This is a genomic window from Flintibacter sp. (assembly GCF_046973065.1).
The window spans coordinates 35,656-61,684 of record NZ_JBKVXZ010000016.1; the positions used below are offsets into that span (position 1 = coordinate 35,656).

A 26,029-nucleotide genomic window follows, 5' to 3' on the forward strand; every position below is an offset into this window, starting at 1 on the left:
GTATGCACACCGCGTTTTCTGATAGAAAATCGGCAGAAATCCTGGAAAATCCGTTGGATATGCTGTTTGCAATCCTGGGAAAACTATGATATAGTACATTACTAACCAGCGCAAAAAATTTATTGAGAAAGTGGAGTTGATGTGTCCAACATGGACAGTACCAGTATAGGCATGATTGCCGCCCTGATTTTTCTTGTGATGATGTCCGCCTATTTTTCCGCCACCGAGACAGCCTTTACCTCTCTCAACCGCATCCGCCTGAAAAACCGGGCGGACAACGGGGACCGGAGAGCCCAGCGTACCCTGGACCTGGCAGAGGACTATGACAAGCTTTTGTCTACCATCCTTATTGGCAACAACATCGTCAACAACGTGGCCACCACCATCGGCGCGGTGCTCTTTATCAAGCTCATCGACGATGTGCGGGGTCCCACGGTGTCCGCCACGGTGCTCACCATTGTGATCCTGATTTTCGGCGAGGTTTCCCCCAAGAGCCTGGCCAAGGAACACCCGGAGGCCTTTGCGATGTTTTCGGCCCCTCTCCTGCGGGTGCTCGTACTGATCCTCACTCCGCTTAACTTCCTGTTTGCCCAGTGGAAGCGCCTGCTGTCCCTGGTGTTCCGCAACAGTGGAGAGGACGGTATTACCGAAGAAGAACTGGTGGGCATGGTGGACCAGGCGGAGAACGAGGGCGGTCTGGATCAGCACGAGAGCGATCTGATCCGCAATGCCATCGAGTTTAACGACCTGGAGGTGTCCGAGATCCTCACTCCCCGGGTGGACCTGGTGGCGGTGGAGGACGACGCCACCATGGAGGAGGCGGCCTCCCTGTTTGTGGAGAGCGGCTACTCCCGTCTGCCTATTTATCACGACAGCATTGACAATATTATCGGCGTCATCCATGAGAAGGACTTTTACGCTGCCCGCTATCGCGGTGAGACCGACCTGACCAATCTGAAGGCGCCTGTCCTTTACACCACCGGAAACACCAAGATCTCCGAGCTGCTGCGCATCCTCCAGAAGAACAAGGCCCACATGGCCGTAGTGGTGGATGAGTACGGCGGCACCGAGGGTATCGCCACCCTGGAGGACATCGTGGAGGAGCTGGTGGGCGAGATCTGGGATGAGCATGACGAGGTCATCGAGACCTTCCAGAAGCAGCCGGACGGCAGCTATCTCATCGCCTGCTCTGCCGATCTGGACGATATGTACGACCTGTTCCAGGTGAAGGGCAGCTGCGACGCGGCCACCGTGTCCGGCTGGGTCATGGAGCAGGTAGGCCGGGTGCCCGAGGTGGGCGACCACTTCCAGGCTGAGGGTCTGGACGTCACCGTCACCCAGGTGGAGCACCGCCGGGTGCTGGAAATTCAAGTCCGGGTCCTGGAGGAGCCGGAGGAAAAAGAGAGCAAGTCCAGAGACAAACGGGACAAAGAGAATAAATCCAAAGAGTCCCGAGAGAAATAAAAAATGTGCAGAGAGGTTTCCTCTCTGCACATTTTTTTATCCGTCAGGCAGCGGTCAGTCTATGGGAATATCCACCCCGCAGACGGTCACATAGTCCACCTGGGTGGGGTCGATGATCCGGTCAGGCATACCATAGATTGGTGTTGCCTCATATTCCATCCTCCGCTCCACATAGCACTCCCCAGCATAGACATGGCCCTCTGTGTCAAAGCCGTCCTGACATTCGGATAGCACCGCACTTCGTGGTATAACGACAGTTCCGTCCTTCATGTGGAATTCCACCGTTAGACTGCTCCAACAATCAATCGTTCCATAGGCCAGCCGGTAACCATCGCGTTTAAGTCCCCCTACATTGGAATCTCCAGCCGTGACGGTAAAGTCCCCTTCATCCGAGGTGACCGTAGTTCCTTGCTTTTGAGATGGAACATTCTCTTCTTTTACCCAGTAGTGGTGATGAAAATAACAGGAACCTCCATCCACCCGAGCAAAGGCCCGGAAAGGGGAAAACTCCAGTTTGGTTAGGGTAGCGGTGCCATCCAGATAGGGAACCTCCACATTGGGGGTCAGGCGGATGGTCTAATCTGGATAGTCCAGCTTCACATCCTCAAATACCACATCGCCTTCCCAAAGGGGGAGTTTGACCCATTCCTCCGATTCTTGGTTCCAACCGTCCCAACTAAGAGGTTCCAGAACAATATCAGCTACTTTACCTGCGACTGAATTTTGGGTGGGCCATCCGGAGCAATAGGTGAGGGTTCTCGTCGCCTGGTCCCAGGTGATGTTAGATATTCCGCTGCCGCCATTCTGTTGGACGCCGTTTACCATCAGGTCCCAGTTTGCCTGCAAGTCCAGGTAATCCTCTGGGGGCTCATAGACAAAGCTATCCGGAGCCTTCATATCCATCCAGATATAGAGCATGGTGTTATCCCCAGCGCACCGGCTTAGGGTAATTTCCCAGCCGTCCACTGTCTTCGTCTCTCCAATCTCATAGGTCAGCTTTTCCAGCAGTTCCTGCTCCTCGGAGGACTGGAAGGAGAACAGCCTGCCCCAAGTGGGGTTCAGTACGGCCGCCAGAGCGCCTACCGTCAGGATCGCGGCAGCGGCAAGACCCACTACCATGCCCCGGCTTACGTTTCGCACTTTTTTCTTGGTGTTGTCTGTCATAGTTTCCTCCTGCTCCGCTGCCTGCTGTAAACGCTGGGCCAGCGCGGCCTTTTCATCCTGTGTAAATTCAATATGGGAAAAATCCTGGGTAAATTTGCTCATAAGACCAACTGCAGCTCCTTTCTCAGCAAATTCCTGCTTCGGCTAAGCCGTTTTCGGGCAGTGGCTGGGGTGCAGCTGCATAGTTTGGCGATTTCATCCAAGCTGTATCCCTCATAGTAGAAGAGATATACCACTGCGCCGTAGTGCTCCGGCAGTGCTCGGATAAGCTCCATCAGGTCTTCGCTGTGTTCCTCCGGAGCTGCTACCCGCTCGGCCTGGTCCATGGGTACCACCCGCCGCCGTCCCGCGCATTTTAAACAATTTTTGCAGGCGTTGATGGCCATGCGCAGGATGAAGGCCCGCTCATGATCTGCGTTTTCAAATTGCTGTTTTCGTTCCAGCAGCTTAAGAAAGACGTCCTGGCAGATGTCTTGGGCGTCCTCCCGGCTTAGGGAATAGGATAGACACAGTCGAAGAATTGGGTCGGCATAGACCGTTACAAAGCGCTCCGCCTGTTGGGGAGCGTTCCATTCAATCATGTTCCTCTGCCTCCTTTCACCCTTAATACAACTCAAATAGCAAAAATGTGACCCGAATAAACGCTTTTTAGCTTTTCCGAGAGAGAAAAAATGTGCAGAGAGGTTTCCTCTCTGCACATTTTTTTATGGTCCGTCCGGGGTGAAGAGCACCCACTCGCCGTCAATCTCCACCGCGATACCCTCGTCGGTGCGGGCGTAGAGGGTTCCCTCCCGGTTGAAATTGGCCTCACCGTCCTCGTCGGGCAGGCCGTCGGTGTAGGTGGTGGTGCCCAGAATGGCGCTCTCCTCCACTTCGCCGGAGATGGCCTGGCCGGTGGACCAGTAGAGCTGCCCGTCCACCCAGATGGCCGGGCAAACATCGCCGCCGGAGCCTTGGGAATTGTCAGTGATGCCGGAGTTGGAATTTTGCTGGGACTCACCGCCTGCGGCGCTGCCGCTGCCGCTATTTGCACTGCCCATGCCTAGGTTATTCATCCCCCAGTACAGGCCGAATACCACCGCCAGGCAGGCGGCCAGTCCAGCCAGGGGACGGCGCAGGGAGGGCCGCTTGGCCGGGCGGTATTCCTCCGCTTCAGCAATCAGGTCCTCATCGATGTGCCCCACAGCCTGGAGCAGAAATTCCTCGTTCATACTGCGATCCCCTCCTGTTCCAGAGCGGCTTTCAGCCGCTGACGGGTGCGGAACAGCCGGGATTTGACCTGGCTCTCCCGCAGATGGAAGCTCTGGGCCAGAGCGGCAATGGACTCCAGATGCCAGTAGCGGCGGATAAACAGAGCCCGGTCCAGCTCCGGCTGGCTGCGGAGAAACTGAGAGATGACCCGGCCCGTCTCCTTCTCGTCCAGAGCCTGCTCCGGCCCGCCGGGAGCGGGAAGGCAGTCCCCCAGTTCGTGAAGGGCCAGTTCCACTTGACTGCCGCCCCGCTTGGCTGCCCGGTTGCGCCGCCAGCGGTCTAAGGACAGGTTGCGGGCCAGTTTCCCGAAAAAGGCGGAGAGAATACTGGGACGCTGGGGAGGCATGGCGTTCCAGGCGTGAAGCCACGTGTCATTGACGCACTCCTCCGCGTCCTCCTCCACCGCCAGGATGCGCCGGGCGATGGAGCGGCAGTAGGCGCCATACTTCCGATCGCTTTCCCAGATGGCCTGCTCCCGCCGGTCCCAATATAACTGGATGATCTGCTGGTCTTCCATGGCGGTCTCCTTTCTTCCAATGGGTTCTCTATCCATATAGACGCAAAGGGAAGGGGATGGTTGCAAAATTCAGAAGGGCAGGGCGATAATGGCGGGGATAAACAGGGGGACCGACAAAGAGAGGATGACCCCCGAGGTGAAAGAATAGATGGCCATGCGCTGGTCGGTGGCGCTGACCACCACGGGCAGCACCGTATCCATGGCGGCGGCGCCGGGAAGGGCCACGGTTTCGATATATCCAAATCGCTGAGCTACCATGGGAGCAAGGACAATGGCGAACAGCTCATGCAGAACGTTGGAGAGAAAGGCGGTGGCCGATACGGTGAGGGAGTAGGGGGCCAGCAGGGTGGGGGCCAGAGAGTACCACCCAAAGCCGGCCGCGGCGGCCACACAATCCTTGGGACCAAGGGGGAGCAGTAGCCCTGCCAAGGCGGTCACTGTAAAGGTGCCAACCATGACCGCCAGCGGTACCAGAACAACCCGCAGGCCGGCCTGACGCACGCTGGACAGCATGCCCTCCTGACGTCCCAGGTCCAGTCCTACCAGGAACAGCAGCAGGTACAGACCGAGCTGGATGATCTGACCGCAGTGGACGGCCAGGGCATCGGGCAGGACAAAGTGGCCCAGGACCATGCCAAGCGCCACAGTGAAGACAATGAGCAGGGTGAGGGTGTGGTCCACCTTGACCTTTTCTCCATGTTTCTCCTGGGTCTGAGCGGAACCGGCCGGCTGCCCGTGTTTGTCCAGCTTCAAAATATACTTGCGCAGAATATGTACGGCCAGCAGGCTGCCCGCCATGGCGGCGGCCGTGATGAGGAAGGCGTTAAGGCCGATGACGCCCAGAGAGGCCACGATCTCCTTGTTCGCGCCCAGCTCCGCACCTAAAGTGAAGATGAGCAGAAGCAGGGCGGCGGTCTGAAAGCGGCCTAGCCAGGGGAGCGTTCGGGAACGGAGTACAGGGCGGGACCCCAGAAAGGCGCCCGCGGCCACCAGAGCTAAATAGGTGGCCAAGCTGACCAGGGTGCCGGTGATCTGCTGCATGAAGAAAAAACCTCCTTGAAGTCAAAAAAGGCCGGAGGGCGGGAACCGTCCTCCGGCCGTGTGAAAAGCGATTTAGTTCAGCTCCAGGGACTTGGAATCCACCACAGCCTTGAGCTTGGCGATAAAGTCGGCCATAGGCATGGCGCCCAGATCCTCGCCGGTGCGCAGACGCACGGACACGGTGTTGTTCTCCATGTCCCGGTCGCCCACCACGATCATGTAGGGGATCTTTTCCATGGTGGCCTCGCGGATCTTCTTGCCGATCTTCTCGTTGCGGTGATCGGTCTCCACACGGTAACCAGCCTCATCCAGCTGCTTGGACAGCTGATCGGCATAAGCGGCAGCCCGGTCGGTAACAGGCAGGATCTTCACCTGGACAGGGGCCAGCCAAGCGGGGAAGGCGCCGGCAAAGTGCTCGGTGATGACGCCGATGAACCGCTCGATGGAGCCCAGCACCACGCGGTGGATCATAACGGGGCGGTGCTTCTGACCGTCTTCGCCGGTGTACTCCAGCTCGAAGCGCTCAGGCAGCTGGCTGTCCAGCTGGATGGTGCCGCACTGCCAGGTGCGGCCCAGGGAATCGGCCAGATGGAAGTCCAGCTTGGGGCCGTAGAAGGCGCCGTCGCCCTCGTTGATGACAAACTCCTTGCCCATGTCGGTGATGGCGTTTTTCAGGATGTCCTGGTTGTGCTCCCACTCCTCCACGGTGCCGATGTGGTCCTCGGGCATGGTGGACAGCTCGATGGTGTAGCTCAGACCGAAGGTGGAATACACTTCGTCAAAGAGGCGTACGGTCTCCTGAATGACGTCCTTCATCTGCTCCCGGGTCATAAAGACGTGGGCGTCATCCTGGCTGAAGCAGCGTACCCGGAACAGGCCGTGGAGAGCGCCGGACAGCTCATGGCGGTGGACCAGGCCGATCTCACCCACCCGCAGGGGCAGCTCACGGTAGGAGTGAGGCTCGCTGGCGTAGACCAGCATGCCGCCGGGGCAGTTCATGGGCTTGATGGCAAAGTCCTCGCCGTCGATGACGGTGGTGTACATGTTCTGCTTATAGTGATCCCAGTGGCCGGAGCGCTCCCACAGCTGACGGTTGAGGATGATGGGAGTGGAAATCTCCACATAGCCGTACTTCTTGTGGATCTGACGCCAGTAGTCCAGCAGAGTGTTCTTCAGGGTCATGCCCTTGGGCAGGAAGAAGGGGAAGCCGGGGCCCTCGTCGCGGAGCATGAACAGACCCAGCTCCTTGCCCAGCTTGCGGTGGTCGCGCTTCTTAGCCTCTTCAATGCGCTGCAGATACGCGTCCAGCTCGTCCTTCTTGGGGAAGGCGATGCCGTAGATGCGCTGCAGGGTCTCCCGGTTGGAGTCGCCCCGCCAGTAGGCGGCGTTGCAGGCGGTGAGTTTCAGGGCGTTGCCCTTGATGCGGCCAGTAGAGTCCAGATGGGGACCGGCGCACAGGTCGGTGAACTCGCCCTGCTTGTAGAAGGAGATGTGGGCGTCCTCTGGCAGGTCGTTGATGAGCTCCACCTTGTAGGGCTCCTCCTTCTCCTCCATGAACTTGATGGCCTCCTCACGGGGAAGCTCAAACCGCTCCAGCTTCAGCTTCTCCTTGCAAATCTTCTTCATCTCCGCCTCGATCTGCTCCAGGTGCTCGGGGGTGAAGGCGAAGGGCGCGTCCATATCGTAGTACCAGCCCTCATCAATGGAGGGGCCGATGGCCAGCTTCACCTCGGGCCACAGACGCTTGACGGCCTGGGCCATCACGTGGGAGCAGGTGTGCCAATAGGTCTGGCGGTATTCGGGATTTTCAAAGGTAAACTCGTTCTTGTTCTCCTCAGACATGGGAAAAACCTCCTTACAAATTTGGTAGGGGTAAGAAAAACGCCTCACCCCTGAGTTGTGTCAGGGGTGAAGCGAACATAGCTCCACGGTTCCACCCTGCTTGTTAGAAGCGCGGAGTCCCTGGGAGCAGGACAACAGCGACACACGCAGACCGAAAAACAGGACGGGCGCAGCCCGGCGGCATGTTCGGCGAAGTGTGGAGCAGTTGGCCGTTGCGGAAGGGACGCAGCGTGACATCTAACCGCTTTGTGACCTCTGTAACGGGAGGACCCGTCCCGGTTGTTTCCCGGGCGGCTCAGGAGTGGTTGCGGCCGCCGGCCTGCGCAGAACACTTTCAGCAAGCTGTGTTCCTCTCTGGGCGGGGCAAGGGCGGCTTGGTCTCCGTCTGTGCCATTTTTACGCAGAAAATATATCACCAATATCAGGTGCTGTCAAGAGGAAAGTAACTTGTATAGGAGGAAAACAGGGGGTATAATGGACAAAAACGCCACAGGAGGTTTTTCTATGGATGAACAAAGCCGTGAACTTCAATTTCACATCCAGTGCGCCCCCGGACAGGTGGGTAAATACTGCATCCTCCCCGGCGACCCGGGGCGGTGTGAAGCCATTGCCCGGCACTTTGATCACCCGGTTCATGTCCAGACCAACCGGGAGTACACCACCTACACCGGAACCCTCTTGGGGGAGAAAGTGAGCGTGGTGTCCACCGGCATCGGAGGCCCCTCCGCCGCCATCGCCATGGAGGAGCTGTGCAACCTGGGCTGCCACACCTTTGTGCGGGTGGGTACCTGCGGCGGCATCAAGCTGGAGGTCCAGAGCGATGACGTGGTGGTGGCCACCGGTGCGGTGCGCATGGAGGGCACCAGCCGGGAGTATGCCCCCATCGAGTGGCCCGCCGTCCCTGACTTTACTGTGACCCAGGCCCTGGTAAAGGCGGCACAAAACCTGCAAAAACCCTGGCACGCGGGCGTGGTCCAGTGTAAGGACTCCTTTTATGGACAGCACTCTCCCGCCCGTATGCCGGTGAGCTACGAGCTGGAGCAGAAGTGGGAGGCCTGGAAGCGCCTGGGGGTGCTGGCCAGCGAGATGGAGTCGGCCGCCCTGTTTGCCGTGGCTGCCGCGCGAGGGGTGCGGTGCGGCTCGGTGTTCCATGTGATCTGGAACCAGGAGCGGGAGAAGGCCGGGCTGGACCAGAAGGAGTCCCACGATACCTCCGCCGCCATTCAGGTGGGGATCGAGGCCCTGAAGCTGCTGATCCAGGAAGATAAGAAGCTGTGATTTTTTGGAGCCGCTGGCTGCGGCTCCAAAAATTTTCGAATTATACTTGACTTTGTCAAGCTGTGTGATATACTTGACTAAGTCAAGAAAAGGAGTTGACCGTTTCATGTTCCAGACTCTGGCCTACTACGCCACCGTCTTTCACCGCGGCTTTACCGCCTACACCACCCAGCGCCTGCAAAAGCTGGGGCTCAATTTCGGTTCCCTGTTTCCGGTGATCTATGTGGGCAAGCACCCGGGCTGCACCCAGGCCGAGCTCACCGCCGCCCTTGGGCTGGACTGGGGGTACTCTCAGCGCACTGTGACCAAACTGGTGGAGGAGGGGTTCCTCACCCGGGAGAAGTCGGGCCGGGCCTACCACCTGGACCTGAGCCCCAAGGGGCAAGAGGCCTTCCAGGTGAGCCACCAGGTGTTTTTCGACTGGGACCAGCAGGCACTGGCCGCCCTGGATGAGAACGAGCGGGAGCAGCTCTTTGCCCTCTTGGCAAAAGCCACCAAGAAAGAAGCGAATTCCACATGTATGAGACCATCAACAGCTCCCTGAATTACGGCGGGCTTACCTTAAAGAACCGTATCCTCTTTGCGCCCACCAGCTTGGGACTACCCCAGGAAGAACTGCTGGAGCGGATGAAGAAGATTGCCGCCGGAGGCTGCGCCATGATCATCATCGGCGATGTTCCGGTACTGCCCCACGGCTTTGGACCTTCTCTGTATACCAAGAAGGGGATAGAGTTTTACAAGAGTCTGGCAGATGCCGTCCACCCCTATGGGTGTAAGCTATGCGCCCAGCTCCACCAGTCCGACTCCAACCTGAAGGGGATGATCAAATACATCCCCGGTGTGCTTACCAAGCGCATCTCTATGCAGGAGCTGCGGCCTCTGCTGAACCAGCAGGTGGGGCCTTACATCACCGGTCTGCCGGAGAAAAAGGTGGAGGAGATCACAGACGCCTTCGGCAAGGCGGCCGAACTGGCCATCCAGGCAGGATTTGACATGGTCCAGGTACACGGGGACCGGATGTGCGGCAGCTTCAGCTCCTCCATCTTTAACCATCGTACCGACCGCTACGGCGGCAGCCCCGAAAACCGGGCCCGCTTTGCGGTGGAGGCGGTGTCCGCCATCCGCCGCCGTCTGCCCAATGTGCCCATCGACTATAAACTGGCCGTGCGTCAGGAGAACCCCCACTACGGAAACGCCGGCGTGCTGGAGGAGGAGCTGCCCATCTTCGTCCCTCTGCTGGAGCAGGCGGGGGTCACCAGCTTCCATGTGACTCTGGCCAACCACGGAGAACTCAGCGACACCATTCCCCCGAAGAATCACCCGGAATTTGGGGCGGAGGGCTGTTTCTTGAAGTTCTGTGACCAGGTGCGCAAGCTCACCAAGCTGCCTATCTGCGGTGTGGGCGGGCTCACCGATCCCGACTTTGTGGAGGAGCAGCTGAAAAGCGGCCGCATCGACTGTGCCGCCATGAGCCGTCAGCTGACTGCCGACCCGGAGTGGCCCAACAAGGTGTGCTCCGGCCGGGCCGGGGAACTCCACCGCTGTGTCCGCTGCAACAAAAAGTGCCTGGGAGGCATGATGGCCCACCAGGGCGTCCACTGTATTTATGAAAGGAAGGAAACGAAATGAGCTATTCCATCGTTTACAGCAGCCGCACCGGCAACACTGCCCTGCTGGCCCAGGCTATCCGGGAAGCACTGCCCCAGGAGGAGTGCAGCTACTTTGGCGCGCCTCACGCCGAGGCCCTCGGCGCCGACACCATCTATGTGGGATTCTGGACGGACAAGGGTACCTGCGACGAGCAGACGGCCCACTTTCTCCAAAGCCTGACCAATCAGAAGGTGTTTCTCTTCGGCACGGCCGGGTTTGGCGGTGCGCCCGCCTACTTTGAGCAGATCCTGGGCAGGGTGAAGGAGAATCTGGCCTCCGGTGTGCAGGTGGTTGGGACCTACATGTGCCAGGGCAAGATGCCCCAGGTGGTGCGGGACCGCTACGAGGCCATGGAGGACAGCCCCCGGCGTACCATGATGCTGGAAAACTTTGACCGCGCCCTCAGCCATCCCGACCAGCAGGATTTGGATGGGCTGAAGCAGGCAGTGACGAAATAAATATAAGGAGAAGGAGCCGCCCGATTTTCGGGCGGCTCCTTTGCCGCTTTTTGGGACAAATGGACATAGGGACGGGCAGGGGCAGAATACAGTGGGGCAGGAGGTGTCTGTCTATGCTTTCCCCAGTGATCTATCTGGTGCTCAACGGCCTGTTTTTTACCCTGCGGCTGTCAGGAGGCGGAGGCTCCTTCCCCCGGCCGCTGAAAGCGGAGGAGGAGCGCAAATATTTGGAGCGGTGCGCCCAGGGGGACCTGGAGGCGCGGAATATTCTGGTGGAGCACAATCTGCGGCTGGTGGCTCATATAGTCAAAAAATATTACGCTCAGACCGGGGACCAGGACGACCTGATCTCTATCGGCACTATTGGCCTTATCAAAGGGATCTCTACCTTTAAAGCGGATAAGAACGTGCGCCTGGCCACCTATGCCTCCCGGTGTATTGAAAATGAGATCCTCATGCACTTCCGGGCGCAGAAGAAACTCCAGGGGGAGGTCTCCCTGTCCGACACCATGGAAAACGGCGGAGACGGAAATTCCCTGTCCTTGATGGATGTCATTGCTGTGGATGACAACATGCTGGAGGACCTGGATACCCGGGATGCGTGCAGGCGAGTGCGGCAGTGTGTGGGGGAGTGCCTCAACCCCCGGGAGCGGGCCATCATTACCCTGCGCTACGGACTGGATGACCAGCCTCCACGGACGCAACGGGAGGTGGCTGCCCGGTGCGGTATCAGCCGGTCCTATGTGTCCCGTATCGAAAAACGGGCCCTGGCAAAGCTGGAACAGGCCATGGACGGATGGCGTCCTTAGTCAAAAAGACGATGTTAAAATGTCATAAAGAACATTCAAAAACGTTATGAAAAAAATACAGAAATAGGTAAAAACGATAATATTTTTGACGTAGTTCACAAAACGTTAAAAAACGTTATTGCGTTTTTTTAACAAATATACTATAATAAGCCTGCAAGTATTGTCCCTGCAAATCAATCATTGAATTGGAGGAATCTACATGAAAAAGAAACTTGCTCTGGTTCTGGCTCTGGCTCTTACTGCCAGCCTGTCCCTCACGGCCTGCACCACTTCCGGCGGTACCAGTTCTGGTTCCGGCTCTGGTTCTGGCTCCGGCTCCAATGCTGGCACTGAGACCGTGACCGGCGGCAAAGAGGGCGGCACCAGCCTGACCTTCACCACTGGCGGTGATCAGGGTACCTACTTCGGCTTTGGCGGCGTTCTGGCCGGTAAGGTTGGCGAGGCTACCAGCACCCAAGTGACCGTTATTTCTTCCGGCGGTTCTCAGGCTAACATTGAGAACATGGAGATTGGCGACGCCCAGCTGGGCTTCGTGCAGTCCGACGTTATGGCTTATGCCTATCAGGGCATCCGTAACTTCGATGGCGCTGCCGTCACGGACTTCTCCACCGTCGCTTCCCTGTACATGGAGCAGGTCCAGATCGTTACCCTGGATCCTAACATCAAGACTGTTGCCGATCTGAAGGGTAAGCGCGTGTCCATCGGCGCTCCCGGTTCCGGCGTGTACTATAATGCCATTGACGTTCTGGCCGCTTATGATATGACCGAGAACGACATCCAGGCCACTCTGGAGGACTTCGGCACCAGCGCTGAGTCCCTGCAGGACGGCAAGATCGACGCCGCTTTCGTGGTTGCCGGCGCTCCCACCACCGCCATCACCTCCCTGGCCACCACCAAGGACGTGTATCTGGTTAACCTGGACGACGAGCACATCGACAAGCTGAAGGAGAGCTCTCCCTACTACGAGAAGGCCGTCATCTCCGCTGATACTTATGAGATGGAAGCTGACGCCACCACCGTGGCCGTGGTCGCTACCGTGATCGCCCGCGACGACGTGTCTGAGGCCGATGTGTACAACTTCCTGTTCGGTATCTTCGAGAACACCGAGGCTCTGGCTGCTGCCCACAGTAAGGGCGCTGAGCTGGATCTGGAGTTTGCCGCTTCCAACACCGCTGTTCCCTATCATCCCGGTGCTGCGGCCTACTTCGCTGAGAAGGGCATCGAAGTTCCCACCAAGTAAATCCAATCCCTGCTGACAGTCAATTGATGGGCTGCGGCGGATTAGTCCGCCGCAGCCCGCTGTGAATTGCGGGATCAACTTGCGAAGCAGAAGCGCCCGCATTCCCTAAAGGGCGTGCGGGCGCGTGTGTTCCTCAGGCAGCCGCGGAACCGTAAAGGAGAACGCAGAAAGGATTTTGCTCTATGGATTACGAAAAAGAAAGGGAGAAACAGGCAGCTGCAGCCGACGTGGAAGCGGACGTGAACGTTGCCGACGCAGTGGACGAGGTCATGAAAAAATATGACCGTGAGTCCAACACCCGTATTTGGGAAGGAAAGCCCAAGCTGGTGGTCAAGACCATCATGGCGCTCTTTTCCCTGTACTGTATCATCGTGACTTTGTTTGTCAGCGGCCTGCTGGAGGTTCGTCTGACCATGTTCCTGGGTCTGATCCTTATCATCGGTTACCTGAACTATCCTGTGAAAAAGGGATATATGAAGGTAAACTACATCCCTTGGTATGATTTGGTTATTATGGTGCTTGGCGCAGGCTCCTTCTTCTACTTTGCAGCCAACGCCAAGGATATCCTGCTGAAAGCAACCAAGGTAACCAATGAGCCCTTCATGGTGGCCATTGCCATCATCGGTGTACTGGCGCTGGCGGAGCTGTGCCGCCGCTGCGTAGGGTTGCCCATTTTGTGTGTGGCGGGCGCTCTGCTGATTTACACCTTTGCCAATGTCCGGTTCGGAAAGGTCATCTATGACCTGTTCTATACCACCAGCGGCGTGATGGGCACTCCTGTAAAGGTGTGTGCCACCTACATTGTTGTGTTTATTATTTTCGGCGCCTTCCTGGAACGCACCGGAATTTCCAACTTCTTTATTGATTTGGCAAACTCCGTGGCCGGTTCTTCCTCCGGCGGCCCCGCCAAGGTAGCTGTTATCTCCTCCGCTCTGTGCGGCATGGTGTCCGGCTCCTCCGTGGGCAACACTGTGACCACCGGCTCCGTCACCATCCCCATGATGAAGAAGACGGGCTATAAACCTCAGTTTGCCGGCGCCGTTGAGGCTGCTGCCTCCACCGGCGGTCAGATCATGCCCCCCATCATGGGCGCTGCTGCCTTCCTGATGGCTGAGTACATGGGAATTCCCTATGCTCAGGTGGCACTGAAGGCTATCCTGCCCGCTATCCTCTACTTCACCGGCATTTACATTGCGGTCCATCTGGAAGCCAAGAAGCTGGGCCTGAAGGGTATTCCCAGAGAGCAGCTGCCCAAGATGCGCAAGCTGCTGCCCAAGGTTTACCTGCTGCTGCCCCTGGTTGTTCTGGTGGTCATGGTCTCCCTGAACATGAAGACCATGCAGTTCTGCGCTGCGGTGGCCATCGTGATCACCATTCTGGTGGGTATTGTCAATAAGGAAGACCGCATCACCCCCGCCAAGATCTTCGACGCCCTGGAGGCCGGCGGCAAGGGCACCATCACCGTGGCTGTGGCCTGCGCCATGGCTGGTATCGTGGCTGGCTGCATCACCTCCACCGGTCTGGCTTCCAAGCTCATTACCGCCATCGTAAAGATCTCCGGCGGCCAGGCGATTATCGCTCTGTTCCTCACCATGCTGTGCTGCATCGTGCTGGGCATGGGCGTGCCTACCACCGCTAACTACTGCATCATGGCTTCCACCTGCGCCCCCATCCTGATGAGCCCTGCCATCGGCATCCCCAAGGTGGCTGCCCACTTCTTCGTGTTCTACTTCGGCATCGTGGCCGACATTACCCCGCCCGTGGCTCTGGCTGCCTACGCCGGCTCCGCTATCGCCAAGGCTCCTCCCATGAAGACCGCATTCAACGCAACACGACTTGCCATCGCGGCCTTTATTGTCCCCTACATCTTTGCGTTTAGCCCTGTGATGCTCTTCGAGTTCAGTAAGGGTACCTCTACGGCTATGATGGTGGTCCAGATCATCCAGATCTGTGTCACCTCTCTGCTGGGCATCTTCGGTGTGGCTGCCGCCCTCAACGGCTTCCTCTACAAGAAGATCAACCCCCTGTTCCGTTTTATTATGGCTGTCGGCGGCCTGTGCATGATGATCCCCGGCACCGTGACCGACCTGATCGGTCTGGTTCTGGTGGCTGGTATCTGTGTATATCAGTATCTGAGCGCCAAAAAGGATCGCTCTGTGGCTGCGTAACACAATTGAGCATAAGCAAAAGACGTCCGCCGCTGGCGGGCGTCTTTTTTGTGCGGAAAGAACAGACCCAGCATTGCGCATACAGTCAAAATGCGCTATAATATTCAGAACACACCAATTTGATATTGGCAAAAAAGGAGGACGTATCCTATGAACACACTGCTGGAGCTGCTGGAGCAGGACTGCACCCAGTCCGCAGCACAGTTGGCCGCACAGGCGGGCATGACCGAGGAGCAGGTGAAGGCGGAGATGGCACGCCTGGAGCAGGACGGGACCATTCTGGGCTATCAGGCCATTATTGACTGGGACCGGGTGAAGCGGGAGAATGTCACCGCGCTCATCGAGGTGAAGGTCGTCCCCCAGAGCATCGACGGTTTTGACCGCATCGCGGAGCGCATCTACCAGTACGACGAGGTAGAGAGCATGTACCTGATGAGCGGTTCGTTTGACCTGACGGTCATTATCTCCGGCCGCACCCTGCGGGAGGTAGCCCAGTTTGTGGGCGAGCGTCTGGCTCCTCTGGAGGGAGTCACCGGCACGGCCACCCACTTCATTTTGAAGAAATATAAGGAAAAACACCTGGTATTCCGCCGTCCGGAGCCCCAGGAGAGGGAGTTTGTGTTTTCATGAATTACGACCAGATCATTTCTCAGCGCATCCAGAATATCAAGCCCTCGGGCATCCGTAAGTTTTTCGACATCCTGGAGGAGATGACCGACGCCATCTCCCTGGGCATCGGCGAGCCCGACTTTGTTACCCCCTGGCACATCCGGGACGCGGGTATCTACTCCCTGGAGCGCGGCCACACCAAGTACACCTCCAACGCCGGTATGCTGGAGCTGCGGCGGGAGATCTCCAACTACCTGCGCCGCCGCTTTGATCTCAACTACGACTACGCCAAGCAGATCCTGGTCACCGTGGGCGGCAGTGAGGCCATCGACCTGGCCCTGCGCTGCCTGCTGAACCCCGGTGACGAGGTCATCGTGCCCGTGCCCTCCTTTGTGTGCTACGGACCTCTTACCGAGATGGCGGGCGGCGTGCCGGTCTATGTGGAGCTGAAGGCGGAGGACCAGTTCCGCCTCACCCCCGAGCAGCTCAAGGCCGCCATCACCCCCAAGACCAAGGTGCTGGTGCTGCCCTTCCCCTCCAATCCCACCGGCGGCATCATGAGCCGCCCCGACCTGGAGGCTATTGCCGAGGTGCTGCGGGGCACTGATATCATGGTGATCTCCGACGAAATTTACGCCGAGCTTACCTACGGCCAGCGCCACGTGTCCATGGCCAACCTTACCGATATGTATGAGCGCACCGTGGTGGTCAACGGCTTCTCCAAGAGCCATGCCATGACCGGCTGGCGCATGGGCTATGTGTGCGCTCCCCAGCCGGTGATCGCCGCTATGACCAAGCTGCACCAGTTTGGCATCATGTCCGCGCCCACCACCAGCCAGTACGCCGCCATCGAAGCCATGCGCAACGGCGACAAGGACATTGAACATATGCGGGAGGAGTACGACAGCCGCCGCCGCTACCTGGTGGAAAACCTCAACCGCATCGGCCTTACCTGCTTTGAGCCCAAGGGCGCCTTTTACGTATTCCCCTGCATCAAGTCCAGCGGCCTGACCTCGGAGGAGTTCTGTGAGCGCTTCCTCATGGAGGAGAAGGTGGCCGTCATTCCCGGCACTGCCTTTGGACCGGGCGGCGAGGGCTTTGTGCGGGCCTGCTACGCCGCTTCCATGAAGGACATCGCCGAGGCGGTCAGCCGTATGGATAACTTTTTGCAGAACCTGCGCCGTAAGCAGGGAGAAGAATAAGCCGGACGAACTGAGAAGCGGCATGGAGGAATAAGATCATGAATATCGTATGTTTGGATATGGAGGGCGTTCTGGTCCCCGAAATCTGGATCGCCTTTGCGGAAGAGAGCGGCATCCCTGAGCTCAAGCGCACCACCCGGGATGAGCCCGACTACGACAAGCTCATGCGCTGGCGTCTGGGCATCCTGAAGGAGCACGGACTGGGTCTGAAGGAGATCCAGTCCACCATCGCCAAGATCGACCCCCTGCCCGGGGCCAAGGAGTTTTTGGATGAGCTGCGCACCATGACCCAGGTGGTCATCCTCAGCGACACCTTTGAGGAGTTTGCACAGCCCCTGATGAAAAAGCTGGGCTGGCCCACCATCTTCTGCAACAGCCTGGAGGTGGCTCCCGACGGGGAAATCACCGGCTTCAAGATGCGCTGCGAGCAGTCCAAGCTCACCACGGTGAAGGCCCTGCAGTCCATGGGCTATGAGACCATCGCCGCCGGAGACAGCTACAACGACCTGGGTATGATCCAGGCCAGCAAGGCGGGTTTCCTCTTCAAGAGCACCGACAAAATCAAGGCCGACCACCCCGAGCTGCCCGCCTTTGAGGAGTTTGGAGAGCTGCTGGAGGGCATCCGCAAGGCCCTTTGACCTAATTTTGGAAACATAGGTGAAAATCATGAACGCGTTTGAATCCCTGCCCTTCCGTCCTGCGGACATTCTGCTGCCCAAGGACTGTGAATACTCCAAGTGGAGCGTGGTGGCCTGCGACCAGTATACCTCTCAGCCGGAATACTGGCAGCGGGTAGCAGAGTATGTGGGCCGCGCCCCCTCTGCGTTGCGGCTCATTCTGCCGGAGAGCTGCCTGGAGGGTCCCAATGTGGAGACCGATATCATGGAGATCAACAACACCATGAGCCGCTACCTCCGGGAGGGCCGCTTTGTCTGCCACCCTGACGCCCTGTTCTATGTGGAGCGCATTCTGGAGGGCGGAAAGGTGCGCCGGGGCCTGATGGGCATGGTGGATCTGGAGCAGTACGACTATGAGCCTGGAGCCGAGAGTCTGGTGCGGGCCACCGAGGGTACCGTTCTCTCCCGCATCCCGCCCCGGGTGGCGGTGCGGAAAAACGCCCCCATCGAGCTGCCCCACGTGATGCTGCTGGCCGACGACCCGGAAAAGACGGTCATCGAGCCTCTGGCGGATCAGACGGAGGATATGACCCTTCTTTATGACTTTGATCTCATGGAGGGCGGCGGCCGCCTGCGGGGCTGGGAGCTGACCCAGCAGCAGAAGGAGCAGGTGGCCCAGGCTCTCACCGCCCTGGCCGACCCGGAAGCCTTCCGGGCGCGGTACCATTTGAAGGAGGACCTGCCCGTGCTGCTGTTTGCGGTAGGGGACGGAAACCACTCCCTGGCCACTGCCAAGGAGTGCTATGAGCGGCAAAAGCGGCTCACCCCTCCGGAGCATTGGGACGCGCTGCCCGCCCGGTTTGCCCTGGTGGAGCTTAACAACCTCCATGACAGCGTTCTGGAGTTTGAACCCATCCACCGGGTGGTGTTTGGAGTGGAGCCCCAGCAGCTGCTGGAGGCTATGGAGGCATATTACCCCGGCTTCATCCACGGAGAGGGGGAGGGCCACGTGCTGCCCTATGTCTGGGGAGAATGTCAGGGGACTGTGACGGTTCCCAACCCCAAGGCTCAGCTGCCGGTGGGGACCCTTCAGCGTTTCCTGGATGACTATCTGCAAAACAATCCCGGCCGGGTGGACTACATCCACGGAGCCCAGGTGGCCCGGGATCTGGCCCGGCGGAAGGATACCATTGCCTTTTTGCTGCCCGCCATGGGCAAGGAGGAGCTGTTCCCCACCGTGATTCACGATGGGGTGCTGCCACGGAAGACCTTCTCCATGGGGCGGGCGCAGGATAAACGGTTTTACCTGGAGGCCCGGAGGATCCGGGACTGAAAGAAAGGGGGCGCCGTGCATGAAGACGCGGGCCTGGGCAAAGCTGAATTTGACCCTGGATGTGCTGGGAAAGCGGGAGGACGGCTATCACGATCTGTGCATGGTGATGCAGTCAGTCACCCTGCATGATACCCTCACCCTCACGCCCAACGAAGGACAGGGGCTGCGGGTAAAGACCAATCTGCGTTTTTTGCCCACGGGAGACAAAAACCTGGCCGCCGCCGCCGCCCTGCGATTTTGGGAGGCCTTGGGTCGGGAGCCGGAGCACCTGGATATTGAGATACAAAAGCGTATTCCGGTCTGTGCCGGTATGGCAGGAGGCAGCAGCGACGCGGCCGCGGTGCTGCGGGCACTCAATGAGTTGGCAGGCAGCCCCTTTACTCCCACAGAGCTGGCCAAAGTGGGGGAGAATGTAGGTTCCGACGTGCCCTACTGTGTGCTGGGAGGCACCGCCCTGGCCGAGGGACGAGGCGAGGTGCTCACCCCGCTGCCCGCCCTGCCGCCCTGCTGGGTGGTGGCCTGCAAGCCGGATTTTCCCATCTCTACCCCCGAGCTGTTTGCCCGCATTGACAGCTGTAAGATCCGCTGCCGTCCCGACACGGCCGGCATGCTGGAGGCGCTGAGGGCGGGCAGCCTGGAGGAGGTGGCTCGGCGGATGTACAACGTGTTTGAAGATGTGCTGCCCGAGCGCTATCAGGCCCGGGTGGCGGAGATCAAGCATGTGCTTATCCAGAAGGGAGCCCTGGGCGCCAACATGAGCGGCACCGGCCCAACAGCCTTTGGCTTGTTTGACAGCGAGGCGGCGGCCCGAGAGGCTCAGGCAGCCCTGCAAGAGGGATACCGGGATACTTTTTTGTGCCGGAGTGTTTAAAATGGAAAAAAGCCGTCCATCCTACTATGTACTACATAGGATGGACGGTGTTTTTTATGGATCGGAAGCTGAAGCGGTGGGAAGTGGCCCTGTTGTGCGGCGTGCTGGCGGCGCTGTTGTGGAGCGCCTGGGCCGGGCAGGAGCAGGCAGAGCTGGCTGGGCAGGTGATCCGCCTGCATGTGCTGGCCAACTCCGACAGCCAGGCCGACCAGGAGCTGAAGCTGGCCGTGCGGGACAGGGTGCTGGAGCAAGCCGAGGATCTCTATCCGGAAGATGCTACCCTGGAGCAGGCACGAGAGATTTTGGAGGACAACCTGGACGAGTTGGCCGCGGCTGGGCAGCAGGTGGTGGACGAGGCAGGCAAGGACTATCCCGTTACTGCTCAGCTGGAGGAGTGCTGGTTCCCCACCAAGAAATATGAAAACTTTGCCCTGCCTGCCGGAGAGTATACAGCACTGCGGGTAGTGATTGGAGAGGGAGAGGGTCAGAACTGGTGGTGCGTGGCCTTTCCGCCCCTGTGCCTGGGAGCGGCCACCGAGAGCGTAGAGGAGGCCACGGCGGCGGGGCTCTTTACGGAGGATCAGGCCGGGCTGATGACCCGGGAGAATGAGGGGTATGTACTGAAATTCAAGTCCCTGGAGTTGCTGGGAGAACTGCGGGGACTGTTTGCCGGAAACTAAAAAGCGCCCGTCCTTGTGGACGGGCGCTTTGCGTTTAGTATTCTTCTTTGGACTCCAGCAGGTAGGGGAGGAAGTCGGCCATCAGGGGGATGTAGGTGGCCACGAAGGCGATCCCGGCCAGAATGGCCACTTTGGGCTTGTGCCGGGAGGGAACCAGAAGGCCCAGCAAAATTCCTACGGCACAAAGGCAGATCTTCACCAGGGCGAAGTCACGCCAGGTGCTCTCGGCGGCGTACTCGTCCGCCCGATCAAATAACCATCTCAGCCAGTTCATACATTACCTCCTTTTTCGCACTTTCTTGCCCGCTTTCTTGCCGCTTTCTTGTAAGAAAGCTTGGCAAAGAACTTTGTGCGAAACTGCGTTTCGCTTCTGGATCGGGAGTGATCCTACGCAGCTGCGCCGAGTAGGACCTCTCTCGTATGCTTCCATTTTAAGTTACATTTCGACAAAATGCAAGGAAAAACCGGGTGAAATAAAATAGGAAGATGAGGTGGCGGCGGACAATTTTCGATAAAAACTTACTTACGAGCGGGGCAGAAGCAAAACGAAGTTTTGCAGAAAGTTCTTTTGGTTACTTTTCTTTCAAGAAAAGTAGCTCAGTGGGCGGAGGCCCAGGTAGTACCGGCGTGAGTCTCGGCCAGCAGAGGTACAGACAGCTGGCACACGCCCTCCATCTCCTCCTTGACTAGCTTACACACCGTCTCAGCCTCGGCCTCGGGGCACTCCACGATCAGTTCGTCGTGGACCTGGAGTACCAGACGGCCCTCCAGCCCCTCCCGGAGCAGGCGGTCCCGCACCCGAATCATAGCCAGCTTGATGATGTCGGCGGCAGTTCCCTGGATGGGCATGTTCAGCGCCACCCGCTCGCCGAAGGAGCGGGTATTGAAGTTGGAGGACTTGAGCTCCGGCAGCCAGCGGCGGCGGCCAAATAGGGTGGCCACATAGCCGTCCTGCTTGCCCTGCTCCACTACCCCGTCCATATAGGCCCGCACGCCGGAATAGTGGGCAAAGTATTTGTCCATATACTCCTTAGCCTGCTGGACGGAAACGCCGATGTCCTGGCTAAGGGAGAAGGGGGAGATGCCGTAGACGATGCCAAAGTTCACCGCCTTGGCGCTGCGGCGCATCTGGGGGGTGACCTGGTCAGGTGTCACGCCAAAGACCTGGGAGGCGGTAATGGTGTGGATGTCCGCTCCGCTGTGGAAGCCCTCGATCATAGCCTGATCTCCGGCCATGTGGGCCAGCAGGCGCAGCTCGATCTGGGAGTAGTCCGCGTCCACCAGCACCTTGCCGGGCGCGGCCACAAACATCTCCCGCAGCTGGGCGCCCAACTGGGTGCGGATGGGGATGTTCTGGAGGTTGGGCTCGGTGGAGGAGAGCCGCCCAGTGGCGGTGACGGTGTTCTGGAAGCAGGTGTGGATGCGCCCGTCGGGGGCGATGACTTTGCCCAGGCCGTCGGCGTAGGTAGATTTCAGCTTGGTGAGCTGGCGGTAGTCCAGAATGGCCTTGATAATGGGGTGCTTGCCCCGCAGCTTCTCCAGTACCTCGGCGTTGGTGGAGTAGCCGGTTTTTGTCTTCTTCACCGGAGGCAGGCCCAGCTTGTCAAAGAGAATTTTTCCCAGCTGCTGGGTGGAGTTGATGTTGAACTCCTCCCCGGCCAGCTCATAGATGAGGGCCTGGTCCTTCTCGATGCCCTGAGCCAGAGCTTCGCCGAAGGCAGCCAGAGCCTTCCGATCCACCAGCACGCCGGATCGCTCCATCTCGGCCAGCACCGGACATAGGGGAAGCTCGATCTCCTCATAGAGCTTGGTGAGCCCCAGCTCCTCCAGGCGCTGGGACAGGGTCTCGTAGAGGCAGTCAATGAGGGCACAGTGGCTCAAAAATGCACCCATGGGACCGGCAGATTGTCCTTCTGAATCCAGAGAGAACAGAGAGTCAAACGCGCCGGGGGTCAGATACTCCTTAGCTTTGGCAAACTCCTGGTTGTAGTAAGTGATCCCCAGCTTCTCCAGCTCGTAGCTGCCGTCGGTGGGGGAGAGAAGATAGGCGGCGATCTCGGTATCAAACCGGATGCCCTGGGGGTTCAGCCCCTGGTCCATCAGCTCCTTCTCCAGCTCTTTGGCTCCGTGGACCATCTTCCGGATGTCAGCGGCAAAGAGGGCCTGGAGCACCTGGTTGTAGTTCTCCAGGCTATTGGCGAAGAGCAGAGCGGCGTGGCCTTCGGTGGGGCTGGGCTCAAAGCTGACGCAGACCGCGTCCAGGCCGGGCAGGGCCAGCACGGCCACATGGCCGGCCTGCCGCCACAGCTCCAGCAGCTCCTGGGCCCGGGCGGCATCCTCCACCACCTCGCTGGTGCAGGTGCCCTCTGCCATTTTGCCCTCCTGGGGCGCGCCCTCCCCCTGGGGGGCGGTGAGGTGGTATTTGTCAATGAGCTTGGCAAATTCCAGCTCCAGGAAAAGCTGATAAAGGCGGTTGTTGTCCACCTCTTTGCGCAGGTTCTGCTCCGGGTCGAAGTCCAGAGGGGCATTACACCGAATGGTGGCCAGGTCGTAGGACATGCGGGCCATCTCCTCCCCCTCCTGGAGCTTTTTGATGACGCCCGGCTTGGCGGGGGTGCCGGGGGCCATCTCCGGGGTGGGCATGGCCTCGTACAGCGCGTCAATAGAGCCGTACCGGCCCACCAGGGCCATGGCGGTCTTCTCGCCTACGCCCTTGACGCCGGGGATGTTGTCGCTGGCGTCGCCCATGAGGGCCTTGAGGTCGATGATGTGGATGGGGTCAAAGCCGTACTCGGCCCGGAAGGCGTCGGGCGTCATGTCCTTGGTGGTGGTGCGGCCCATGCGGGTGGACACCAGCTTCACCGTGGTGTGGTCGGTGACCAGCTGGAGGGAGTCCTTGTCGCCGGTGACCACGATGGTGTCCCACCCGGCGGCGGTGTCTTTGGCGGCGATGGTGCCCATCAGGTCGTCTGCCTCCCAGCCGTCCATCTCGTAGATAGGGATGTTCATGGCGGACAGCACGTCCTTCAAAATGGGCATCTGGCTGGCCAGCTCATCGGGCATTCCCTTCCGGGTGGCCTTGTAGCCGTCATAGGCCAGGTGGCGGAAGGTGGGAGCCTTGCGGTCAAAGGTGACGCACAGAGCGTCGGGGTTGCTGTCGTCCAGCAGCTTGCCCAGGATATTTAAAAAGCCGAAGATGGCGTTGGTAGGCTGGCCGGAGCGGGTGGTGAGATTCTGGCTCACTCCGTAAAAAGCACGGTTGACCAGGGAGTTGCCGTCCAGGACCATCAGTTTTTTCATGTGGGTATCCTCTCGTTTCTTCCCTCAAGGGGGTAAAATATCTGCTCTAGTATATCAGTCTTCCCGGTATGGAGCAAGAACAGGCGCCCGGAGCTCAAAGACTGGCTGCCAGCTTCTCCGCCTGCTTTTTGGCCCGGTTCAAAATGGCCTGGGCGTCATTTTCCCACACGTCCAGTCCCTCGGCGGTGAGACAGTGGGTGCGGGAGATGCCGAACATGTCGCTAAGTCCCTTTAAATAGTCATAGCCGAAGTTTTTATCGCCGATCTCCCCTCCGGCGGTGGTAATATACACCAGGTTGCCTGCCTTGCACAGGCCCTCCTGCTGGCCTTCCAGGGTGTAGTGGAAGGTGATGCCCAGCACGCTGGCCCACTCCAGGTAGACTTTTAGGGCGGCGGGGAAGGTGAGGTCCCAATAGGGCGCTGCCACCACCACCAGATCAGCGCCCTGCATCTCATGGGCGGGGGCAAACATGGGATCCCAGGGGTCGGCCTGGAAGCGCGCGTCCCGCTCTGTGGTCATGGGGCCGGTGAGCACCGGCAGATCGCAGGCAGTAAGGTCCCGCTCCAGAATTTCGGCCTTGGGCCAGCGTTCTTTGCAGGCCTCTAAAAAGGCCTGGCTCAAAAGCCAGGTGCGGGATTCCTCACGGCCGCGCATACAGGCGTTGACAAACAAAATATGCTGTATCATACTGCATTCTCCTTTCCAAGATCGGCCAGGGCCTGGCTTGCGGTTTTGACCAGATAATCCATGGCTTCCACAGGGTAGTCTCCCGCGGCGGTCTCGCCGGTGAGCATCAGCGCGCAGGAGCCGTCCAGCACCGCGTTGTAGATATCGCTCACCTCTGCCCGGGTGGGCACGGCCCGCTGCTGCATGGACCAGAGCAGCTGGGTGACTACAAAGAACGGCTTCCCTGCCGAGCGGCAGGCGCGGGCAATGTGCTTTTGGGCGGAGGGCAGCTGCCACAGGGGCATGCTGTTGCCCAGGTCGCCCCGGGCAATACAGACGATGTCGGCAGAATCGATGATCTCGTCCAGCTTCTCCAGCCCCCGCTGGTTTTCAATTTTCGCCATGATCTTCCCGTGTTCCAGCTCGGCCTCAGCCATGGCCCGGCGCAGGGTGTGGACATCCTCCGCGCCCCGGACAAAGGGCTGCAGAATGTGGGTCACGCCGAAGCGTTTGGCCTGGGCCAGATTGTCCAGGTCCGCTTGGGTGAGGGTGGGAGTATGGACCTCCCGGCCCAGAATGGCCAGGCTCTTGCGGCTTTGGAGCTGCCCGCCCCGCTCTACCCGGCAGAAAAGACCGTCCGGGCGCTTTTCCTCCACCTGTACCAGCAGGGCGCTGTCGTCCAGGGAGATGCGGTCTCCCGGCTGGGCAGCCTCCAGGGCGGCGGTGGGAATGGGGATGCCGCCGGGGCCAAGCACGGTCCGGCTCCCGGACTCCAGTGCAACGGGAGCAGTGAGGGTACCCACCCGCAGCTCCGGGCCTTGCAGGTCTATGATGAGATGGGCGGCCCGGCCGCAGGCGCGGGCGGCAGGCCAATAAATATCCTCCAGCAGGGGGGCGCACTGGGGGAGGGTGGTGTGAGACAGATTGAGCCGCGCGCCGGTCATTCCGGCGGCAAACAGCCCGTCCAGGGTGGCTCGGTCGGCGCAGGAGCCACCCAGAGTGGCATAAAACTCCATGGAACATTCGCTCCTTCTTTTGCTGTTGTCTCTATTATGGTGTCACCAGCCCCCTTCGTCAATCGAAATTCGGGGAATTTCCCGGAAATCGGATTGTTTACCCCTTTTTCATGGACTTTTTTCCGGAAGCGTGATAGAATAGGATGCCTGAATGAAACCATTGCCCTCAAAAAGGCATGACCATAGTCCAACCAATTCTTTGATGATGTGGAGGATGTTCCATTGAAAACGAATGTGTTAGGCATCCAATTTGACAACCTGACCCGCGAGGAGGCCCGCCAGGCGGGCCGGGAGCTGCTGCGGGGCAGCGATTTTCACTATGTAGTTACCCCCAATCCCGAGTTTCTGCTGGCTGCGGAAAAGGACCTGGAGTTCCAGAAGATCCTCAACCGTGCCGATTTGGTGCTGCCCGACGGCATCGGGGTGGTCTATTCCGCCAAGATTTTGGGTACACCTTTAAAGGAGCGGGTAGCCGGCTTTGACTTTGCCTGCGACATGCTGGAGGAGCTCAACGAGCTGGGCGGCCGGCTCTATCTGCTGGGCGCCAAGCCCGGCGTGGCCGAGGAGGCCGCCGCCAAGATCGTGGAGCAGCATCCCAAGATCGTGATCTGCGGCACCCACGATGGCTACTTCAAGGAGTCTGACCCGGTGGCCCGGGAAGTGGCCGCCGCCCAGCCCGATCTGCTGTTTGTCTGCCTGGGCGCCCCCAAGCAGGAGAAGTGGATCGCCCGCTTTGGACTGCTCACCGGAGCCAAGATGGCCATCGGCCTGGGCGGCGCGCTGGACGTGTTCGCCGGCAACGTGGAGCGGGCTCCCGAGAAGTGGCAGAAGATGGGCATGGAGTGGGCGTAC

Annotated in this window: 26 protein-coding genes; 15 read left to right on the forward strand and 11 right to left on the reverse strand. The window is 59.2% G+C overall.

The annotated features are described in order from the left end of the window. Positions 1–150: 150 nt before the first annotated feature. The gene (locus ACLTXB_RS07920) at positions 151–1,464 is read left to right on the forward strand and encodes an HlyC/CorC family transporter (RefSeq protein ID WP_428226576.1); all 1,314 of its coding nucleotides are present in this window, start codon (positions 151–153) and stop codon (positions 1,462–1,464) included. A 54-nt stretch (positions 1,465–1,518) separates the two neighbouring features. Here ACLTXB_RS07920 and ACLTXB_RS07925 read toward each other — a convergent pair whose 3' ends face one another. The 7 genes from ACLTXB_RS07925 to thrS form a co-directional block, all read right to left on the reverse strand. Further along, positions 1,519–2,019, reverse strand: coding sequence for a hypothetical protein (locus tag ACLTXB_RS07925; protein ID WP_428226577.1), 501 nt, complete (start codon positions 2,017–2,019; stop codon positions 1,519–1,521). 21 nt (positions 2,020–2,040) lie between these two features. Continuing rightward, entirely contained in the window at positions 2,041–2,730 is a 690-nt protein-coding gene (locus ACLTXB_RS07930; RefSeq protein ID WP_428226578.1) for a DUF4179 domain-containing protein, read from the reverse strand. Then, positions 2,727–3,209 (reverse strand): RNA polymerase sigma factor, encoded by a 483-nt coding sequence (locus ACLTXB_RS07935; RefSeq protein ID WP_428226579.1) that lies wholly within the window; start codon positions 3,207–3,209, stop codon positions 2,727–2,729. The genes ACLTXB_RS07930 and ACLTXB_RS07935 overlap by 4 nt, the downstream gene beginning before the upstream one ends. A 123-nt stretch (positions 3,210–3,332) precedes the next feature. Continuing rightward, positions 3,333–3,839 (reverse strand): hypothetical protein, encoded by a 507-nt coding sequence (locus ACLTXB_RS07940; RefSeq protein ID WP_428226580.1) that lies wholly within the window; start codon positions 3,837–3,839, stop codon positions 3,333–3,335. Further along, on the reverse strand, positions 3,836–4,396 hold the full coding sequence (locus ACLTXB_RS07945) for an RNA polymerase sigma factor (protein ID WP_235397018.1): 561 nt from the start codon (positions 4,394–4,396) through the stop codon (positions 3,836–3,838). Before ACLTXB_RS07945 ends, ACLTXB_RS07940 begins: the two co-directional genes overlap by 4 nt. A 69-nt stretch (positions 4,397–4,465) precedes the next feature. Beyond that, positions 4,466–5,437 (reverse strand): lysine exporter LysO family protein, encoded by a 972-nt coding sequence (locus tag ACLTXB_RS07950; protein WP_428226581.1) that lies wholly within the window; start codon positions 5,435–5,437, stop codon positions 4,466–4,468. Positions 5,438–5,509: 72 nt separating this feature from the next. Then, positions 5,510–7,279: a threonine--tRNA ligase gene (thrS, locus tag ACLTXB_RS07955; RefSeq protein WP_428226582.1), complete on the reverse strand. Its 1,770-nt coding sequence runs from the start codon at positions 7,277–7,279 to the stop codon at positions 5,510–5,512. 504 nt (positions 7,280–7,783) lie between these two features. Between thrS and udp the strand changes: the two genes are divergently transcribed. The 13 genes from udp (at position 7,784) to spoIIR (ending at position 20,194) form a co-directional block, all read left to right on the forward strand. Then, positions 7,784–8,557 (forward strand): uridine phosphorylase, encoded by a 774-nt coding sequence (gene udp / locus ACLTXB_RS07960; protein WP_428226583.1) that lies wholly within the window; start codon positions 7,784–7,786, stop codon positions 8,555–8,557. A gap of 106 nt (positions 8,558–8,663) precedes the next feature. After that, on the forward strand, positions 8,664–9,101 hold the full coding sequence (bilQ, locus tag ACLTXB_RS07965) for a bilirubin utilization transcriptional regulator BilQ (RefSeq protein WP_008981377.1): 438 nt from the start codon (positions 8,664–8,666) through the stop codon (positions 9,099–9,101). After that, positions 9,074–10,186 (forward strand): bilirubin reductase, encoded by a 1,113-nt coding sequence (gene bilR, locus ACLTXB_RS07970; protein WP_428226584.1) that lies wholly within the window; start codon positions 9,074–9,076, stop codon positions 10,184–10,186. The genes bilQ and bilR overlap by 28 nt, the downstream gene beginning before the upstream one ends. Continuing rightward, positions 10,183–10,665 carry a flavodoxin family protein BilS gene (gene bilS, locus ACLTXB_RS07975; RefSeq protein ID WP_008981379.1) on the forward strand — a complete coding sequence of 161 codons (483 nt, stop codon included), beginning with the start codon at positions 10,183–10,185 and terminating at the stop codon, positions 10,663–10,665. Before bilR ends, bilS begins: the two co-directional genes overlap by 4 nt. Positions 10,666–10,778: 113 nt before the next feature. Continuing rightward, positions 10,779–11,474: an RNA polymerase sporulation sigma factor SigK gene (gene sigK, locus ACLTXB_RS07980; protein WP_008981380.1), complete on the forward strand. Its 696-nt coding sequence runs from the start codon at positions 10,779–10,781 to the stop codon at positions 11,472–11,474. A 199-nt stretch (positions 11,475–11,673) separates the two neighbouring features. Next, positions 11,674–12,714, forward strand: a complete 1,041-nt coding sequence (locus ACLTXB_RS07985; RefSeq protein ID WP_428226585.1) for a TAXI family TRAP transporter solute-binding subunit — start codon at positions 11,674–11,676, stop codon at positions 12,712–12,714. Between the two features lie 182 nt (positions 12,715–12,896). After that, positions 12,897–14,882, forward strand: coding sequence for a TRAP transporter permease (locus tag ACLTXB_RS07990; protein WP_428226586.1), 1,986 nt, complete (start codon positions 12,897–12,899; stop codon positions 14,880–14,882). A 150-nt stretch (positions 14,883–15,032) separates the two neighbouring features. Then, positions 15,033–15,512: an Lrp/AsnC family transcriptional regulator gene (locus ACLTXB_RS07995; RefSeq protein ID WP_008981383.1), complete on the forward strand. Its 480-nt coding sequence runs from the start codon at positions 15,033–15,035 to the stop codon at positions 15,510–15,512. After that, positions 15,509–16,693, forward strand: a complete 1,185-nt coding sequence (locus tag ACLTXB_RS08000) for an aminotransferase class I/II-fold pyridoxal phosphate-dependent enzyme (protein ID WP_110441982.1) — start codon at positions 15,509–15,511, stop codon at positions 16,691–16,693. The genes ACLTXB_RS07995 and ACLTXB_RS08000 overlap by 4 nt, the downstream gene beginning before the upstream one ends. Positions 16,694–16,731: 38 nt before the next feature. Continuing rightward, positions 16,732–17,331, forward strand: coding sequence for a bifunctional phosphoserine phosphatase/homoserine phosphotransferase ThrH (gene thrH, locus ACLTXB_RS08005; protein ID WP_428226587.1), 600 nt, complete (start codon positions 16,732–16,734; stop codon positions 17,329–17,331). Between the two features lie 28 nt (positions 17,332–17,359). Further along, a complete protein-coding gene (locus tag ACLTXB_RS08010; RefSeq protein WP_428226588.1) occupies positions 17,360–18,643 on the forward strand; it encodes a DUF1015 domain-containing protein in 1,284 nt (427 codons plus the stop codon). A gap of 19 nt (positions 18,644–18,662) precedes the next feature. Beyond that, a complete protein-coding gene (gene ispE, locus ACLTXB_RS08015; RefSeq protein WP_428226589.1) occupies positions 18,663–19,514 on the forward strand; it encodes a 4-(cytidine 5'-diphospho)-2-C-methyl-D-erythritol kinase in 852 nt (283 codons plus the stop codon). Positions 19,515–19,540: 26 nt separating this feature from the next. Continuing rightward, positions 19,541–20,194: a stage II sporulation protein R gene (gene spoIIR, locus ACLTXB_RS08020; protein WP_428226590.1), complete on the forward strand. Its 654-nt coding sequence runs from the start codon at positions 19,541–19,543 to the stop codon at positions 20,192–20,194. Between the two features lie 34 nt (positions 20,195–20,228). Here the strand turns inward: spoIIR and ACLTXB_RS08025 are convergent, their stop codons facing one another. The 4 genes from ACLTXB_RS08025 to ACLTXB_RS08040 form a co-directional block, all read right to left on the reverse strand. Beyond that, entirely contained in the window at positions 20,229–20,468 is a 240-nt protein-coding gene (locus tag ACLTXB_RS08025; RefSeq protein WP_151076353.1) for a permease of phosphate ABC transporter, read from the reverse strand. A 323-nt stretch (positions 20,469–20,791) separates the two neighbouring features. Next, positions 20,792–23,494, reverse strand: coding sequence for a DNA polymerase I (gene polA, locus ACLTXB_RS08030; RefSeq protein WP_428226591.1), 2,703 nt, complete (start codon positions 23,492–23,494; stop codon positions 20,792–20,794). 94 nt (positions 23,495–23,588) lie between these two features. After that, on the reverse strand, positions 23,589–24,182 hold the full coding sequence (locus ACLTXB_RS08035) for an NAD(P)H-dependent oxidoreductase (RefSeq protein ID WP_428226592.1): 594 nt from the start codon (positions 24,180–24,182) through the stop codon (positions 23,589–23,591). Continuing rightward, positions 24,179–25,177, reverse strand: a complete 999-nt coding sequence (locus tag ACLTXB_RS08040; protein ID WP_428226593.1) for a pyruvate kinase — start codon at positions 25,175–25,177, stop codon at positions 24,179–24,181. The genes ACLTXB_RS08035 and ACLTXB_RS08040 overlap by 4 nt, the downstream gene beginning before the upstream one ends. A 222-nt stretch (positions 25,178–25,399) precedes the next feature. On the opposite strand from ACLTXB_RS08040, the gene ACLTXB_RS08045 reads away from it, so the two are divergent. After that, a partial coding sequence (locus ACLTXB_RS08045; protein ID WP_428226594.1) for a WecB/TagA/CpsF family glycosyltransferase occupies positions 25,400–26,029 on the forward strand: 630 nt, incomplete at its 3' end.